13 protein-coding genes are annotated in these 17938 nt (G+C 55.0%); 9 read left to right on the top strand and 4 right to left on the bottom strand.

The features are described from left to right. Positions 1 to 220: 220 nt before the first annotated feature. The 5 genes from DMG62_07495 to DMG62_07475 all read left to right on the top strand — a co-directional run bounded on the left by DMG62_07495 (position 221) and on the right by DMG62_07475 (position 10579). Positions 221 to 1579 carry a hypothetical protein gene (locus tag DMG62_07495; GenBank protein PYY23504.1) on the top strand — a complete coding sequence of 453 codons (1359 nt, stop codon included), beginning with the start codon at positions 221 to 223 and terminating at the stop codon, positions 1577 to 1579. 575 nt (positions 1580 to 2154) lie between these two features. Continuing rightward, entirely contained in the window at positions 2155 to 5625 is a 3471-nt protein-coding gene (locus DMG62_07490; protein ID PYY23503.1) for a DNA polymerase III subunit alpha, read from the top strand. Positions 5626 to 5655: 30 nt separating this feature from the next. Further along, a complete protein-coding gene (locus tag DMG62_07485; protein ID PYY23502.1) occupies positions 5656 to 6609 on the top strand; it encodes an acetyl-CoA carboxylase carboxyl transferase subunit alpha in 954 nt (317 codons plus the stop codon). Then, positions 6609 to 7718, top strand: a complete 1110-nt coding sequence (locus tag DMG62_07480) for a GHMP kinase (protein ID PYY23501.1) — start codon at positions 6609 to 6611, stop codon at positions 7716 to 7718. The genes DMG62_07485 and DMG62_07480 overlap by 1 nt, the downstream gene beginning before the upstream one ends. Positions 7719 to 8143: 425 nt before the next feature. Further along, positions 8144 to 10579 carry an ABC transporter permease gene (locus DMG62_07475; protein PYY23500.1) on the top strand — a complete coding sequence of 812 codons (2436 nt, stop codon included), beginning with the start codon at positions 8144 to 8146 and terminating at the stop codon, positions 10577 to 10579. Positions 10580 to 10785: 206 nt separating this feature from the next. On the opposite strand, the gene DMG62_07470 is transcribed toward DMG62_07475, so the two are convergent. Then, positions 10786 to 11031 carry a hypothetical protein gene (locus tag DMG62_07470; protein ID PYY23499.1) on the bottom strand — a complete coding sequence of 82 codons (246 nt, stop codon included), beginning with the start codon at positions 11029 to 11031 and terminating at the stop codon, positions 10786 to 10788. Here DMG62_07470 and DMG62_07465 point away from each other — a divergent pair. After that, positions 11025 to 11903, top strand: coding sequence for a CPBP family intramembrane metalloprotease domain-containing protein (locus tag DMG62_07465; protein ID PYY23498.1), 879 nt, complete (start codon positions 11025 to 11027; stop codon positions 11901 to 11903). The two genes, DMG62_07470 and DMG62_07465, sit on opposite strands and share 7 nt — an antisense overlap. Positions 11904 to 12101: 198 nt before the next feature. Further along, a complete protein-coding gene (locus DMG62_07460) occupies positions 12102 to 12506 on the top strand; it encodes a glyoxalase (GenBank protein ID PYY23633.1) in 405 nt (134 codons plus the stop codon). Here DMG62_07460 and DMG62_07455 read toward each other — a convergent pair. From DMG62_07455 to DMG62_07445, 3 genes are read right to left on the bottom strand one after another with little or no spacing between them, the layout of a single operon-like run. Continuing rightward, positions 12503 to 13237 carry an aspartate racemase gene (locus DMG62_07455; protein PYY23497.1) on the bottom strand — a complete coding sequence of 245 codons (735 nt, stop codon included), beginning with the start codon at positions 13235 to 13237 and terminating at the stop codon, positions 12503 to 12505. The genes DMG62_07460 and DMG62_07455 overlap by 4 nt on opposite strands. Before the next feature lie 21 nt (positions 13238 to 13258). Continuing rightward, a complete protein-coding gene (locus tag DMG62_07450; GenBank protein ID PYY23496.1) occupies positions 13259 to 14158 on the bottom strand; it encodes a hypothetical protein in 900 nt (299 codons plus the stop codon). A gap of 57 nt (positions 14159 to 14215) precedes the next feature. Next, positions 14216 to 15613 (bottom strand): hypothetical protein, encoded by a 1398-nt coding sequence (locus DMG62_07445; GenBank protein ID PYY23495.1) that lies wholly within the window; start codon positions 15611 to 15613, stop codon positions 14216 to 14218. A 207-nt stretch (positions 15614 to 15820) separates the two neighbouring features. On the opposite strand from DMG62_07445, the gene tssK reads away from it, so the two are divergent. Together tssK and DMG62_07435 are read left to right on the top strand one after the other, a co-directional pair. After that, a complete protein-coding gene (tssK, locus tag DMG62_07440) occupies positions 15821 to 17167 on the top strand; it encodes a type VI secretion system baseplate subunit TssK (GenBank protein PYY23494.1) in 1347 nt (448 codons plus the stop codon). A gap of 52 nt (positions 17168 to 17219) precedes the next feature. Continuing rightward, a complete protein-coding gene (locus DMG62_07435; protein PYY23493.1) occupies positions 17220 to 17912 on the top strand; it encodes a DotU family type IV/VI secretion system protein in 693 nt (230 codons plus the stop codon). Positions 17913 to 17938: the final 26 nt, after the last annotated feature.

Genomic DNA, 17938 nt, shown 5'->3' with positions numbered 1-17938 from the left:
CCTTAACTCGCTATTGAACGCAGAACCTCTCCTGATGATCACCTTGATGGCGCGCAGTCTCTCGCGCGGTCCAAGAGCAGATCACACCCGCCAAGACACGAAACGCAGAAAACTGGGATAAAAGTCGAATTCCAGTAACGGCGTTGTTTACACTCCAGGCAGAGTAGCGTATCTTGCTTCGGCCAGATTCAGCTCTGAATCTGAGCTTTGGAGCTAATGGATGAAACTTTCTGTACGTTTTCTCACTTCGTCTTTGTCCGTACTAGCTTTGACTATGGCTGGTGTCGCGCAAACCAACGACCCCGTAGCCGCAGCGGCCTTGGCAAGTGGCACAGCTGGCTATGGTGACGTGGGCCCAATTGACATTAATCAAGTTTCACAGGTGACCATTACGTCGGATGTAGTCTTCGACGCAACTACAGGACTCGTCGAAAACAACGCCGCTGGTGGGCAGGGTCCCGGCCCGGGCAGCAGCGCCAGAGCTGTTCGAAGCAACACTTCCACAATTGATGGAATGGATGGCCTGGTTACTTTTGATGGCGCCTTTATTACCCAGGCAGGACCAAGTCTTGGCAGGTTGTTTCGATTCACGATGATGGGGAATCACCCTCTCGTGGGCGGGACAACCCACATTCCGGCACCGATCGCAACCGTCTCTTTAAATTTACTCAATCCCGACGGCGCCCTTTTCGCGACTGTACCGTTCGCTCCCTTCGAGAGCCTCACGCTCCAGTCGCCAAACTTCAACTTCATAAACTACCGCTCGGGAAATCAGATTCAGTATGCCGACGCTATACATCGAGCTCAGTTCTACAACCGAATGGCTCCGAATTGGAACACGACGCTGGTTCCCAACATCGTAGACCGAGTAACCTTTACGATTCCTAAATTTGTGAACGTCCGTCTCGCGAATGGCAATGTCGTTCAGGCACTCGGCTATGCGAGCGGAACTGCCCCTGATGGCAGCAGGTTCGTCCTGATGCTGGATCTGCTGTTCAACTCTTTGTTCAGCAGCGGGTTCATCAATGAAATCAACAACGGAACCTTCACCACTGATGCCCTGAGCACGCTGATGTTGCCCAACACCTTCCTGTACTCGTTTAATGCAAATAAGCCCCTAACTCCAGGAAGTTGCTGCGTCCTCGGTTTCCATACCTATTTCCGCGACTTGAGTGCAGTTCCCCAGCCTCGCTTCGTCGGAGAATACGCGAGCTGGATTTCTCCCGGACTGTTCGGTGGAGGCTTCCAGGACGTCACCGCTCTATCGCACGAGATAACCGAAGCCTTTGCAGATCCATTTGTCGACAATGCAACCGCCTCCTGGCAATTCGCCGGTGTTCCTGCCACTTCCAAGACGTGTCAGGCAAACCTGGAAGAGGGCGATCCGATCGAAACCTTGCCGGTTGCGTCGATCCCAATCACCATCAAAGAGAAAGGTCAGCCGTTCATCTACCATCCTCAAGTGATCCCGTTATTGCAATGGTTTGAAATGGGACCAACCTCTAATGCGATCGATGGTGCATTTAGCTTCCCAGATGAGAGCACTCTGCCGCATTCGGCGATCCCCTGTCCGAAGTAGAGTTTCATTCCAAAAAGAGGCACGCGAATCGTTGAATCGTGCCTCTTCTCTTTTTTGTTGTTTAGATTTCCCGTTCCGCCGGCCCTTTCTTCAATTCCAGCCATTCAGTCAATCCTTGACTTCACCGGAGAGAGTATGGTTCCATCTCAGTTGTCATAGGCGAACAAATAGAGAACAATGCCGCCTACTGAAGATCAATCTTCGTGGCTGTAAAAATCCACGCTTATGGGCGTCGAAACGGGCAAACAATGACAAGACCTGAAGACGTAAATCACTAGATTTTGTGATTTCAACTTCGGAATCAGAACATAGTGTGGTCAAAATCGGGAAAAGCGCTGGAATTTAAGAGTAACTCCTTTCAAATCAATTTGGCTCGCAGAAGAAGGAGGGAAGGGGTAGGGTAGCTGAAACCTCTCGATACTGGCGCTACTACAGCTCAAGCAGGTTGGGGAGAAGAGCAGAAAGCCATTAGACAGAGGAAGCATGGGACTTCTTTTCCACGAATTGACCAAGAATTCCTCAGCCTCCGGCGAATTGCTATCCGATTAGAATCGAGATGACGAGCCCTCCAAACGATGTCCGAGTTTACCCACCTTCATCTGCATACCGACTACTCTCTGCTCGACGGGGCTTGCGACGTCGAAAAACTGGTCAAACGCGTAGCCGAAATTGGCCAAAAATCGGTCGCCATGACCGATCATGGCAACATTTTCGGTGCAGTTGCCTTTTATGACGCCGCCACCAAAGCTGGGGTGAAGCCGATCATCGGCTGCGAGCTTTACGTCTGTAAGAAGGACGATCATCGCGCGGCGCCTGAAGGCGATGAGTACAACCATCTGCTAGTTCTGGCCGAGACGGATGAGGGGTATCGCAATCTGGTAAAGATCACCTCCGAGGCATCGCTGCATGGCATGTATTACAAGCCGCGCGTCAGCAAGAAATTTTTGGCTGATCATGCAAGGGGACTGATCGGACTGTCGGGCTGCCTGGCCGGAGAATTCTGCGAGAACCTCATGGCAGGGAAGTACGAGGCCGCTCGGCAAACAGCAGGGACATACAACGACATCTTCGGACGGGGAAATTTCTTTCTCGAGATTCAGGACCAGGGCCTTGCACTCGAGAGACATATTCGTCCTGATCTCCTGCGGCTCGAGAAGGACTTGGATATCCCCTTAGTCGCCACGAATGACAGCCACTACATCTGTGGTGAGGACTCCTACGCACATGAAGTTCTGCTGTGCGTCCAGACCGCTTCCTCGATTCACGACGAGAAGCGCTTCAAGTTCGAGAGCGATCAGTTCTATGTAAAGTCGGCTGACGAGATGCAGCGCCTCTTCGGCGAGATTCCGGATGCGCTGAAGCGCACGATGGCTATCGCGGAGCGCTGCAATGCGAAGATCGACAAGGTTAAGAATCCATTTCCCAAATTCGATATTCCCGCGGGAGAAGATCTCGACAGCTACTTTGAGCACGTCTGCCGCGAGGGATTTGCGAAGCGCCTGGAGATGATTCGCGCTCTGCAGGCGAAGGGTGAGCTTAGAAAGTCAATCGGGGACTACGAGCAGCGGCTTTCACGCGAGATCGACTGCATCAAGCAGATGAAGTTCTCGGGATACTTTCTGATCGTCTGGGACTTCATTCGTTACGCAAAGGAAAACCACATCCCGGTGGGGCCGGGACGCGGATCTGCTGCGGGCTCACTAGTGTCTTTTGCTATGGGGATCACGGACATTGATCCTTTGCAGAACGAACTGCTCTTCGAGCGATTCCTGAATCCGGAACGCGTCTCGATGCCGGATATCGACATTGACTTCTGCATGAATCGGCGGGGCGAAGTCATCGACTACGTGACGCGTAAATACGGACGCGAGCAAGTCGCGCAGATTATCACCTTCGGAACCATGGCTGCGAAAGCCGCAATCAAAGATGTTGGCCGCGCGATGGATATTCCTTACGGCGATGTAGATCGCATCGCCAAAATGGTGCCGAATACTCTGAATATCACGATTGATCAGGCACTGGCCGATTCTCCCCCGCTGCAGCAGGCGTATGAGAATGAGGTACAGGTCCGCGAACTGATCGACATTGCCTGCAGGCTCGAAGGCTTGGTGCGGAACTCCGGAGTTCATGCTGCAGGAGTTGTGATTTCGCCGCAGCCACTCACCGATTTGGTTCCGCTACATAAGACCAAAAACGATGAAATCGTCACCGCCTTTGATATGAAGGCGGTCGAGAAGATCGGTTTGCTCAAGATGGACTTTCTTGGGCTTACGACGCTAACGATTCTTGAAGACGCGTTGCGGCTGATCGAGCAAACGCGTGGCGTGAAGCTCGATTTGCTGGCGCTGCCTCTCACCGACCGCGAGACTTACGAAAAAGTCTTCCATACAGGACTTACGTCTGGCGTCTTCCAGTTTGAATCGCAGGGCATGCGCGACGTGCTTCGCCGCTATCAGCCCACGGTTATAGAAGACCTCACGGCCCTGAACGCGCTATACCGTCCCGGACCAATTCAGGGAGGCATGATCGACGATTTCATCGAGCGCAAGCACGGACGCCGCAAGGTCGAATACGAGCTACCGGAGTTGGAAGAGATCCTGAAGGAGACGCTCGGCGTCATCGTGTATCAAGAGCAGGTGATGCAGATCGCCAATCGGCTGGCTGGATACTCACTCGGCGAAGCTGATCTTCTGCGCCGCGCCATGGGCAAGAAGAATCCGGAGGAAATGGCCAAGCAGCGCAACCGTTTCGTAAAAGGCGCGGTCGAGCGAGGCTTCCCGGAGAAGAAGATCGTAAAAATCTTCGACCTGATGGAGCAGTTTGCCGGATACGGCTTCAACAAGTCGCACTCCGCTGCGTATGCGCTTCTCGCATTCCAGACCGCTTATCTCAAGACGCACTACCCCATGGAGTTCATGGCCGCGTTGCTGACCTCTCAGGCGGGCAGCACCGACGAAGTCGTGAAGTACATCAACGAATGTCGCGAAATGGGAATTCCGGTCGAGCCACCGGACATCAATTTCAGCGATGCCGACTTCGCGCCGCACGGTGAAGCGATCCGTTTTGGGCTCTCTGCGGTAAAAAACGTGGGCCGCAATGCTATTGACTCCATCATTCAGGCACGGGCGGAGGTCGAGAAATTCTCTTCGCTCTTCGAGTTCTGCGAAAAAGTCGATCTGCGACTTTTGAACAAACGCGTTCTCGAATCATTGATCAAGAGCGGCGCCATGGATTCGCTCGGAACTCGCGCGCAACTCATGGCTGGACTCGATCGCGCCATCGAACGCGGACAGAAGACGCAGCGCGATGCAGAATTCGGTCAGCACGGATTGTTTGGCGTCTTTGCCTCCGACATGCCGCAGCAAAACGACCGTCTGCCCGAGGTCCCAGAATGGGACGAGCATCAGCGCCTTGCCGCCGAAAAAGAAATCCTTGGATTCTTCATCACAGGTCACCCGATGGAGAAGTACCGTGACAAGCTGCAGGACTTCAGCGGGTATTTGGATACCGCAGCCATCTGCGCGATGAAACAGGGAACCGGTAAAGACGAAATTCCGACGGCTGGAATCATTTCGGGAGTTCGTGTGATCAAGTCGCGAAAAGGGGATCTGTACGCGCAGGCTGCGCTCGAAGACATGGCAGGTTCGGTCCAGGTGATCGTATTTCCGGAGGCTTACAAACGCCTCGCCGACAAACTGAAAATGGAAGTTCCAGTCTTCGTGCGTGGGGCCGTGCGTGTTGAAGAAGGAGCAAACCCGAAACTGGCGATTTCCACGATTTCATCGCTTGACGAAATTAAGCCAAAGCTCCCGCGCTCAGTGCGCATCCGCTTGCCGCTCGATATCGCGCAGCCTGAAACAGTCGATGCTCTGCACAAGCTCTTTCGTGACCGTCGCGGCGAAGCCAAGGTGCTGTTCAACTTGGAACGTCCCGGTGATTTCATGGTAGTGATGGAAGCTGACGGCTATAATGTTCAGGCTGATCGGCTTTTTATCGCACGCGCAGAAGAACTCTGCGGCCGCGGCAGCGTTCAGGTCGTTGACTGATCGTCTCTTGCCCTCAGCTATTCCCCATTCATGGACGCAGCTACCAGAGCCAGAAAAGACATTGAAAGCATTGAACGGCAGATCGCGCACCTGGAATCGGTGACCGGCGCAGATGTGCAAACCAAGCAGCAGCTTTACGAACTCCACCGCCAAGTCGAGAGCCTGCGCACGCAGTTCGAAATGAGCACGGCCTGGCAGAAGACGGAGCTGGCGCGGCATCCGCAGCGTCCTTACTTCCTCGATTATGTCGAACGCTTGTTTTCCGACTGGAGCGAGATTCACGGAGATCGGCGTTTCGCGGACGATCCAGCGCTGCTGTGCGGTATGGCTCGCTTTCATGGCCACGAAGTGATGTTGCTCGGGACACAGAAAGGTCGCGACGCCAAGCAGCGCGTCCAGCGCAACTTTGGTATGGCGAATCCGGAAGGTTATCGCAAGTCGCTACGTGCGATGAAGCTGGCGGAGAAGTTTACGCGTCCGATTATTACCTTCATCGATATTCCGGGCGCCTATCCTGGATTGGGAGCGGAAGAACGCGGTCAGGGCGAAGCTATCGCGCTTAACTTGCGAGAGATGGCACGCCTGCGTGTTCCAACGATTGCCATCATTACCGGTGAAGGCGGAAGCGGCGGCGCACTGGCGATCGCCGTAGCCGATCGCGTGCTGATGCTGGAGAACGCAATTTATTCCGTAATTTCACCCGAAGGCTGTGCTTCGATCATGTGGCGCGATGCGACAAAGAAGGAAATTGCTGCGCAAGCAATGAAGATCACTGCTCTGGACCTTCAGCATCTCAAGTGCATTGATGGAATTATTCCGGAGCCGGATGGCGGCGCTCACACCGACGTCGATGCGGCGGCAGCCGTGGTCGACGAAGTCCTTCAGAGTACCTTAAAGGAATTGTTGTCCCTGCCGGCAGATCGCCTACTCGAGTCGCGGTACACCAAGTTCCGCAACATCGCGCAGTTCTTCACTGAGCGCTGATGCCGAAATCTCAAACCTCTTCACCTCAAGCAACAAGAAACGACACCATCGTTGCTCATGCTTCCTGCCGGGTGGATCTGGCGGGCAGCACACTCGATCTGTGGCCACTCTATCTGTTTCATCCCGGCGCTGTGACCGTAAATTTTGCGGTCAACATTCTCACGCGTTGCCAGATTACTCCTTCGGCCGATCAGGCGATCCACTTCAAGTCGATCGATACCGGACGCGAAGATCACTTCCGAAACTTCGATGAGTTCTGCCGCGCGAAAGCGACGAAGCATCATTTGGCCGAGCATCTTGTGCGTTTCTTCCTTCCGGAAGGACCGCGAAATGGAAGAGGATTCACTCTCGAGACGAACTCCGAATCCCCCGCCGGCGCAGGCATCTCAGGATCCTCAGCGCTCATGGTGGCCACGGTGGCTGCTTTGGCTCAGTACATGGGAAGAGCACTCGATCGAGAGCAGATTCGCGTGATCTCACAGAACGTAGAGGCGCAGCTGATCAAAGTTCCAACTGGATGCCAGGACTACTATCCAGCGCTTTATGGCGGAGCAAACGCCATTCACCTCGACGTGGATGGCATTCACCGGCAGTCGATTGCAGTCCCGCCTGAAGACATTGAATCGAGATTTGTGCTCGTGTACACCGGAGCCCCGCGCCAATCCGGCATCAACAACTGGGAAGTGTTTAAGGCGCACATCAACGGCGAGAAGCGAGTCTTCCGCAACTTCGAACAGATTGGCGCCATTGCGCGAGAGATGCACGCAGCTCTCGAATCGGGAAAGTGGGACGACGTTGCGCGACTGCTGGGCGAAGAATGGAAACTCCGCCGCACCAACGCTCCCGGCATTACGACGCCTCTAATCGACAAGCTGATCGCAGTGGCGAAGCGCAAAGGCGCATTAGCCGCAAAAGTCTGTGGTGCGGGCGGTGGAGGCTGTTTTGTATTATTTGTTCGCGAAGGCAGTCACGAGAAGGTTGCTGAAGCAACCCGTAAGAATGGAGGCCGAGTACTTCCATTCAGGGTGAATCCGGATGGAGTTACTGTGGTAAGCGGAGCGGCGAAAGAGTTCCGGGTAGACACGCAGCAGGCTGCGTCTTCAAAATGAGGCGTGTGAAACAATCTCACCAGCACTCGATGCCACCTAGCAGCGGCGCAGCATGCTGTGTCTCTAGCGGCGAAGAGCCTGCAATTTCGGGATCTCAAAGAGCTATTCCCCTCTCAACGCGACCATAGGATCCATCTTGGAGCTCTCTGTACGGAGAGAGAACTTGCCGCGAACCTAAGTCGCTGAATTCCTGCAACTTTGTTCAGGTGTTAGATGGTGAGCTTCACGATTTCGCACAGCACTGTTCGAAGACGAACAGTGCTGCAGCATCTGTTCGGCGCCGCACAGCTCATTCCAGTTCAGGATAATCGTGGATCGGTCCCTCGCTGCGCCGTAGACGTAATCGCAGAAAAAAAGCTCCAACCTTTACCTCTTCTTTCGGTCTAACACTTGCCCATACATACCGGCTCACGACCGGAGACACTATGCAGACGTTGCTTCAGGACCTCCGTTTTGCTCTGCGGCAGTTGCGCACCTCACCAGGATTTACTGTAGTCGCGATTCTTTCTCTTGCGCTTGGGATTGGCGCGACCTGCGCTGTGTTTAGCGTTGTCTACGCGGTGCTCGTGAACCCGTATCCCTATGCGGACTCAGACCGTATGGTGCACCTGGTTGTGAAAGACAAAGGCGAAAACCAGCGGTGGATAGTCTTGAGCGGACCGCAGCTTCAGCAACTTCGCAATGCAAATTCAGTCGAGAGTGTCGCCGCGATGGACGAGTGGAACCTCACAACGACCGGCGGTGATGTCCCGGAAGATCTCACAGCAATTTATTTCACGGGAAATGCCTTCAACCATTTTGGCGTCCCGATGCTTTTAGGACGTGCGCTGCTGCCCACCGACGCACCCGAAGGTCAAGATCCGCAGCCGGTGGCAGTATTGGGCTATCAGTTCTGGCAACGACACTACAACGGCGATCCAGACATCGTCGGCAAGACGATTCAGCTCACACACAAGTCGTACACCGTGGTTGGTGTTGCTCCGTCGCGGTTCACCTGGGGCGATGGGGACGTATATCTATTGTGGAAGTTTGTGAATGATCCTGCACGGGCAGTGATGCCCATGATCAGGTTAAAGCCCGGAGTGAGTCACGCCGCGGCCAACGCGGAGTTCCAAGTTTTGCTCGAGCAATTTGCTAAGGAAACTCCGAAGCATTTTCCGGAACAGTTTAAAACTGCCATTCAGGGACTCAACGATCAATTCATCGAAAGGCTGGGAGGGACACTTCGCCTGCTATTTATCGCGGTAGCGTTATTGCTTCTCATTGGTTGCGGCAACGTCTCTATTTTGCTGTTAGCTCGTGGAACCGCCCGCCAGCACGAAATGGCGGTGCGCTCCGCGATCGGCGCGGCAGGGAGCAGGATTCTTCGCCAGCTCCTCACAGAGTCGTTGCTCCTTTCATTTACAGGTACGCTGCTAGGCGTTTTGCTTGGCTACCTGTTGCTGAACCTGATTGTGAACTGGCTACCGGCGTTTTCGTTTCCTCACGAAGCTGCCATCAAGATGAACCTTCCCGTTTTGGTGTTCAGTGTCGGGCTGGCGTTGTTAACGGGAATCGGATTCGGGATTGCCCCGGCCTTGCAATCGTCGCGTCCGGATATAGCGCAGGTAATGCAATCCAGCACACGTAAGATAACGGCTGATGTGAAAGGCCGTTACATGCACAGAAGCTTGATCGCCGGACAGATGGCACTCACTCTCCTTCTTCTTGCTTCCGCTGGAGCCGCGATGCAGGCCTTCGTACGCGTGATGCATATCGAGCTTGGGTACGATCCGCACAATGTGATGTCCGTGGGAATTCCAGTTCACGACAACACTTACACAACATGGCAGGCGCGCGCCACGTTCTTTGAACAGCTGAAGCAGAAAATTGCGGCCATGCCGGAGGTAGTCTCTGCCGGCATCTCCACCAACGCTACCCCGCCGAATAACGGATGGGAGCTGCGCTTTGAGATTTCAGGCAAGCCGGCAGCCGAGCAGCAGCGCGGAACATTGAACTTCGTCAGTCCGGAATACTTTTCTGTTCTCCACATTCCTTTGTTGCAAGGAAGAATCTTCGATCAGGCGGAGACTGCTCGGGGAGATAAGGTTGCCATTATCGGCAAAACTATGGCCCAGCGGTTCTTCCCAAATGGAGACGCGGTTGGCAGCCAGCTCCGTATTCCCGAATTGAAAGGCGAGCCACCGTTTCAGCTCACTGTTCCGGAAAGCAATTTCTGGATACGAATCGTAGGAGTCGTCGGAGACGCTCGCGACGATGGACTCAGCAAGCCGATCAAACCACAGTTCTACGTTCCCTATACCGTGTCAATGCCGGTATGGACGCAGGTCTTAGTGCGCACCCAGAAAGATCCCTTGGCGCTTCTTCACTCGATACGTCAACAAATACAGACTGTCGATCCGGATCAGCAGGTGTTTAAGCCAACCAGAAGCCTGGAGGAGTGGATTACGAACCAGCCGGAGTATGCGCGCGAACACATGATTGCCTTCCTATTCGCTCTGTTTGCTCTGCTTGCGCTGGGACTGGCAGCGACCGGACTCTACAGTGTCGTGTCCTATACGGTGGCGCAGCGAACCGGCGAGTTCGGAATTCGCATGGCGCTCGGCGCCATGCGCGAAGATGTCGTCCTGATGGTTTTCCGCTCGGCGGCTTTCAGCGTCGGATCGGGAGTGCTCGCAGGACTGGTGCTCGCGTTTGCGCTCAACCGGCTGCTTGCGACCTGGATTGAAGGCAGCTCGCGGAATCCTCTGATGCTGCTCGGGGTTACGGCGTTGCTGGTAATCACGTCGGGGCTCGCCTGCGCGATGCCGGCAAGGCGCGCATCATCAGTTGATCCGATGGAGGCGCTCCGTTACGAATGAAGTGTCAGTCAGCTCCGCAGAGTTCACTGTTAATTCGCTGATCAGCGAGATAACAGCGAATTTAACAGCGAAAAGAACAGCGAATTTTTTTGTGCCGCGTCAAACCCGTATAAACACTGGAGGATTCTTCAATGGGCAGTGAATTAACAGTGAATTATCAGTGAATCGCAACCGACGGGATTCTCGTCCTCTCATCGCGATCCTGCTCATCTCTCCCACAGCATCCTCTTCTTTACCCCGACTCGGAGTCCCGAGTCAACACTTGTAGCGTCGCTCGCCATGAAAAACGTAATTGCCAGATTCCGGCTACCGGCGCTGACCTGAGCCCAACCCGCTGGCCCTTTGGGCTCGTCTCGTGTAACCTCGCCAACGCTAACGACTAAATGCACCCGCCCGCTACCGCAGGGTTTCTGAATACCCAGCGGCTGCCGCCACTGGTACTGACATGACAAGCCGCAAAGCACTCTCAGTCTACCTGGTACTCACGCTCGCCATCAGCGCGATTTTCTGGACACTCATCATCTGGAGCAAGCACCTCTCCGCCGGCTTTGGCTACGTCTTCGGACTGATGTGGAGCCCTGGCGCAGCGGCCCTGCTCACATGCCGCATCCTCAAGCGCGACGTCCGCTCTCTCGGCTGGACGTGGCCGCAGCGCAAATATGTCGTGTTGAGCTATGTCATTCCACTGGCATACGCCGCCGTTGCTTACGGCACAGTCTGGATTACCCGCCAAGGCGGATTCAACTCCGATTTCGTCACCCGGCTCGTCTCCCGTTTCGGACTCAGCGGGATGCCGCCCGCCGGCGTGCTGGTGCTTTATCTGGTGCTCGCATCGACCGTGGGAGTCATTCAGAGCGTCAGTTCCGCTTTGGGAGAAGAGATCGGATGGCGCGGATTCCTTGTCCCTGAACTCGCGAAGGTCACGTCGTTCACCAAGGTCAGCCTGATCAGCGGAGTGATCTGGGCAGCCTGGCATACTCCAATTCTTCTGTTCGCCGACTACAACGCCGGCACCAACCGCTGGTATGGCCTGGCATGCTTCAGCGTGATGGTCATCTCCATCAGCTTCATCTTCGCCTGGATGCGCCTGGCCTCCGGCAGTCTCTGGACCGGCGCCATCCTGCACGCCAGCCACAATCTGTTCGTGCAAGCCGTCTTCGACAACTTCATGCGCGACACCGGCCGCACACTCTGGCTAACCACCGAATTCGGAGCCGCACTCGCACTCAGCGCCGCCGGCTGTGCCCTGCTCTTCTGGACAAAGCGCAACCAACTCAGTCATCTCGAAGCAGCGCCGCAAACCGTCGCTGCGAAGGCAAGTTAGATAAGCGTACTTTTCTGAAGGCAAGCGGCGGAAGATTCATTGACGCCCCCCCGCAGAAATCGGCAAATCGGGTGATCGGGTGATCTGGAGAAGTGAATAGCCAATGGGGCTCCTCGCAGCCCAGTGCACGTGTAAATTATTAGTTCCTTTTTGAATTTGTCGTTCTAGCAACTCCTGAGCGGAACAAGGAGGATGGGAGTGGCGATCAATGTTCGCGGTATGGCGCCGCTGTTGCAGGTCTTCGACATGCCCACTTCACTCACCTTTTATTGCGATAAGTTGGGCTTCGAGATTGTCACCTCGGATGGGAAGCAAGAGCCGGACTTTGATTGGGTGCTGCTAAGGCTTGAGGGTGTAGAACTCATGCTGAATACGGCCTATGAGCGAGCGAACCGTCCAGCAAAACCGGATTTGGAACGCACCCGCGGCCATCGAGATGTCACGCTGTATTTCGGCTGTCCCGATGTCGATGGGGCCTATGCGTATTTGCGTAGCATGAAAGTGGACGCGAAGGAACCAAAGGTGGCGTGGTACGGCATGAAGCAGATGTACCTCAAAGATCCTGATGATTACGAGCTTTGTTTCCAGTGGCGCGCAAGTTAAAGGTTGCCTCCCACTTTGCGGGAAGCAAGCACTGATGGTTTGCCTACTCCGATGGCATACTCGGCGGCAGCGTGTGCAAGTAGCCGCGTGGAATCCAGAGTAGGCAGAGGGCAGTCGTCGGGTCGGACCAAAAGGGGAATCTCGGTGCAGCCGAGTATCACCGAATCGCATCCTTTCTTTTTGAGGCGCGAGATTACCTGGTTGTATCGCAGCCTGGATGTTTCCGGAAAACTGCCGTGGACGAGTTCGCTCCAGATGACCTCATCAATCATCTGCTGGTCCTCAGGTTCGGGCGGAAGTACATCAATGGAGTGACGGCGGAAAGCGTCGCGATACATGGGACCAGTCATAGTGAAGCGAGTTCCAAGTAATCCCGCCTTCTTCGATGCCTTGCGTTGCGCTTCTTGGGCCACAACATCGCCGATATGCAGCCAGGGAATGGGCGAGCGATCGATGAAGTATGCCCACGAAAGATGGCAGGAGTTGTCTGGGCAAATTGCAAAGTCAGCTCCAGCTTCCGCGACCACTTTTGCTGACCTCAGCATGAGCTCGCCAACTCCGCGATAGTCGCCGGCGTTGAACGCAGGCATCCACTGCGACATGGCAATTGAGTGTAGCGTCACCGTCGGATGGTTGTACTCGCCGAGGTATGGTTCCGCCGCTTGGGCGATCGTCCGATAGCAGAGCGCAGCACCCTCGGCGCTGCAGGCGACAATTCCTATGTTTTTCATAACATGACAAACCGATTAGATTTACGCCGCATGCAAGGTGACAAGCGTGACCTCGGGCGGACAATGAAATCGAAATGGAACTCCCACCGTCCCGATGCCGCGGTTGGTATATAACTGCAGACCTCCGACACGGTAGTAGCCTTCGTAGTACTTCCTTCCCATTGGAGGCAAATACAGAGGTGGCAGACCAGGAGCACGAACCTGCCCGCCGTGAGAATGCCCTGAAAATTGAACGTCGATCCCCAATTTTGCCGGACCGTCTGCGATGTCAGGTTCGTGCGCAAGTAGGATTTTTGTTTCCTGAGAAGGAATTCCCGATGCTGCAGCATCGAGGTCCGCATTTCCCTGAAGGGCGTCGTCAGTTCCAAGGAGCCAGAGTCTACTCCTGTCCTGCTCGATGGCATGTCTAGCGTTTTGCAGAAGGCAAATTCCATGCGACGTAAGCGCAGAAGCGACGAAGCTGGCATCTGTTGCGAAATCGTGATTTCCGAGCACCGCAAAGGATCCAAGTCGGGACTGCAACCGCGCAAGCACCTGGGCACAAGGTTCGGCTTTTTTGGCAGCCGCCCTCCTGTTGCCTACCAGCGGTTGCGAAACAAAGTCGCCGAGCAAAGCCACCATGTCAGGATGGAGATTGTTCACCGTGTCCACGGCTGCGCCGATCTCCCTTTCCCCAGTGTACGGACCAAAATGCAGGTCGGAAAGCAGAGCTATTTTGAAGCCATCAAAAGCTGCCGAGAGTCGTTGAACTTTGAGATCTACGTGCCTGATATCAATCTCATTCGGTTCAATTGCCCACGCATAACCTGCGAGCCCCAAACTCGCTGTGCCCACCACTAGCGAAGCCCGTTTCAGGAGTGTTCGGCGCGACAGTTTCGACGAAGCTGGAGCTTTTGGTGAGATGACAGGGAGACTGATCACGACCTTCTAGATTACAGAAGAACGCCGATTCGGTTCGGATGCGTGTAGGACTCACTCTCACCGCTTCAGGGCAAAGAGCAGAATCAAGAGCACGGCTATCAGGAAGAGGACATTGAGCCCAATAATGAGTGGCAGGTAAGTCAAAATCTTCGATTCCGCTTTCGGAACCGGGGGTGGAGTCGCAGGAGGAAAGGCTGCAGCCAGGTTGGGCACTTGCGGCGGCTGCCAAGGTGGCACACCCTGCGGCATTGGAGGCGATGCGAATTGCGGAGCTGGCGCAGGTGCGACCGTGGGCATCAGAGGCGCCGATGCTGTTGGCCACGCAGGCATCTGCGGAGCTCCGGGCATTGCCGGTGTTTGGCCCGTGGCTGCGGGCGGCGCGGAGTTGTTTGCTGCTGGTGCTGTCTGCTGCAATTCCCTCAACTGACGAGGACTCACAACACGTGTGTACTCGCTCGGACCCGACGGCAGAGGAGCCATCGCCGGCGCGCTGCTTTCTCCGCTGAAGAGTCTTGTTGCTCCAGCCTGGGGTGTACTTCCAGGACTTGCCGAAGATGGACTCAGGCCAGAACCGGAGATCATTTGTGTAAGTTCTCCGGCAGGCTTCGGCGGGGTTGGCGTTGGTCGAGCGGAAGGAAGCGAACCTTTGAACAATTGCGTAAATCCGCCTGCCGTCGACTCAGTGGCCGGTACGGTCGTCGGTGGCGTCGCAGATGGCTGAGCTGAAATCGAGGAGCTTTTGAACAGCCCCGTAAAGCCGCTCGGCCCCGACGAGAAGGGTGTCGGTGATGAGACCGGCTTCGGCGCGACGAAAGTCGACTCGTTTTTGAATAGTTCAGTGAATCTGCCTGTTCCAGATTGAGCAGATAAAGGAGAGAGCGGCACCTGCGCCGCCGGCGTTGATGGTGCTGCGGCAGCCGGAGATTTGAAAAGCTCCGTAAAATTCGGTGTTTTCGCTCCAGACGGACTAGAAGCAACTGAGGGCTGCGTATTCTCAGGTGCTGCTGGTGGAGCCGAGCTAAACATCTCTCTGGATTCGCTTGGTCTTGCCTCACTTGGAACTGGCGGGTTGGTGGCCGGACGATCGAAGACGCGCGTGACCTCGGTTTGGGGTTCAGAAGACTGCTTCTGAGCCGGCGCGTTCGACCCAAACATTGTCGTGAATGCTCCAGATCCAGCAGAAGCGGATTGTTGGCTGGCTCCGCTCACCCGGGCCGGAACGCAATCTGGGCCACTCTCAGGGAAAGAGCCCAACGAATTCACGTTTCCAAACTCTGCGGTAAAGGGTGTTGGAGATGCCGGAGTCTTTGGATCTAAGAGAGACGCTGGTCCGGTAGGAGTGCCGGTAGCCATGAACGACTGAGTAAACGAACCAGGAGCCTTCGGTTTGTCATCGGCGGTTCCTGGGGAAAAGAACTCGTCATCCTCTCGGTTGGAATTCGCGTTACTTGACACCTATCCCTCGATTGATGGGGGCTGCTTTTACATATAAGTACGAGGCGACAGCTTACTCTGGTTGTCCTTGACAGTAAAGGAGAACCCGCATACGATGCAGTTCCCGAATCACTTCAGTTTTTACCCTCGGTCCTTCACTTTGAAGGTCAGTGTGGTGTTGTCGAGTTTCATTCACCAGGGACCCGGGCAAAGCCTGCGGATTAAGTTATGAAATCACTTTCCCGGGTTGTGTGGTCCGAGGGAATGTACCTTGGGCCCCACCACTTCCAAACACAGAGCCGGTACTTCGAAGACTCCATCCACTTCGCCGTGGAGCAATGCTGGTTTGAACCTTGGGGCGTGGTTTCCTGCAAGCTGGATGATTCGGCGATTCAAAACGGCCGCGTCTTATTACTTGGCGCCCACGGAATTTTCGAAGACGGATTAGTCTTCGACATGCCCTCATCAGACGAGTTACCAGCGTCGCGGGACATTCGTGAGCAATTTTCTCCTCTGAGCCAGGAAGTGTTATTAATGCTGGGCGTTCCGAAACGGCAGCCAAATCAGGCCAACTGCGATCTGGAAGGTCGAAACGGGTCAGCTCGTTACGTGGCCGTGAAGCGCGCCGTGGCCGACATAAACAACGGCAGCGACGAAAAAGAGGTTCGCGTTGGGCAGAAGAATATCCGAATCCTGGTTGAGTCTGAGTGTAATGATTCGCTGCAAACTATTCCAATAGCGCGGGTCCGCCGTGATGGAGGAGGGCATCTCGTATACGATCCCAAATTCATCCCTCCGTGCACGAAACTTACGGCCAGCTCACCGTTGCTGGGGATGATCCGGCGATTACTAGAGACCCTGCAGGAAAAGCAAAAGTTTTTCTCGCGCACGCAAAATGCCGCCGGTGTATTTCAGGCCGGCACGCGTCAGCTCGATGTCGCAAATTTCTGGTTTCTGCATACGGTGAACAGCGCGATTGCGGCGTTGAGGCACCTGTACACGTCGAAGCGTGGTCATCCCGAAGAGTTGTTTGGACAGTTGTCCCGTATTGCCGGTGAGCTGTGCACTTTTGGGATGGATTCGCATCCGGACAGTCTGCCGCTTTACAACCACCGTGAATTGGAACAGTGCTTCGGAGTCCTGGAAGCTCATATTCGTAGACACCTGGAAATCCTGGTACCCACGAATACGGTTAACATCCAGCTGACGCCGGTGCAGCGTAACTTTTATAGAGGTGTGGTGCAGGATCAGCGTTGTTTTGGTCGCTCGACATGGGTGCTGGGAATCCGTTCTTCCGGGAGTGAGGCGCGCCTGATCGGGCGAGTCCCGGAGATTGTGAAGGTGTGCTCGCACGAGTGGATCAGCAAACTAGTCACCCGCGCACTGCCCGGACTGGTGATGAGATACCTTACCGTTCCCCCGTCGGCAATTTCGCCGAAAGCTGAATTCCAATACTTTTCGCTCGACAAGATGGGGCCATGCTGGGAACACATCTCGAGCACGCGAGAAGTAGGCGTCTACGTTCCGGACGACGATTTGCCGTCAGTCGAGCTTGAATTGCAGGTTGTCCTGTAGAGTCGCTGGCGATCCAGCTAGCACTGTGGGTTTTTCAGAGTAGGGAGGAACCATGTCGGCTCAAGCCATAGAAAGAAGATCGAACCTGGCCCTTAGCTTTCAGGAGATCTTCACCGCCATTGTCCGCTTGCGATTCAATCGCCAAGCCGTGCCGAGCGCCGACAGCTTTCGCGATCACATCCGCCATGCTCTGAAGACTGCATCGCAGGAAGCAGTACAAAAAGGCTATAACGTTGACGACGTAAAGCTCGCCGCTTTCTCCGTCATCGCCTTTCTCGACGAATCTGTTTTAGCTTCCACCAATCCTGTCTTTTCCACCTGGTCGCGATTGCCGTTTCAGGAGGAGCTGTTCGGACAGCACATGGGTGGAGAGGCGTTCTTCCAGTATTTGCAACAACTGCTGGCGCGCCGCGATTCTGCTGAGACTGCCGACATTCTCGAAGTCTTCTATCTGAGCTTGTTATTGGGTTACCGTGGTCGCTATGGGATGGGTTCATCCGGCGAACTGCGGGCTGTCATGGACAACATTCGCGACAAGATTCATCGGATTCGCGGCTCGAACGCTCCTCTGTCGCCGCAGTGGGCTATACCTTCCGAAGCGGCTCCCCCCAGGCGTTCCGACCCGTGGGTAAGCAGACTCATGATCGCGGCCGTAGCAACTGCGGCCATTACGTTGGCTGCTTATGCCGCGTTCTTGTTTGGGTTGATCTCTGGCGCTTCAACACTTCACGGGATTGGCGGATAGTGACGCGGTCCATAACCAATTGCGAA

It is taken from the genome of Acidobacteriota bacterium (assembly GCA_003225175.1).
Lineage (GTDB): Bacteria > Acidobacteriota > Terriglobia > Terriglobales > Acidobacteriaceae > Gp1-AA112.
This window is presented reverse-complemented; position numbering and strand designations above follow the sequence as displayed.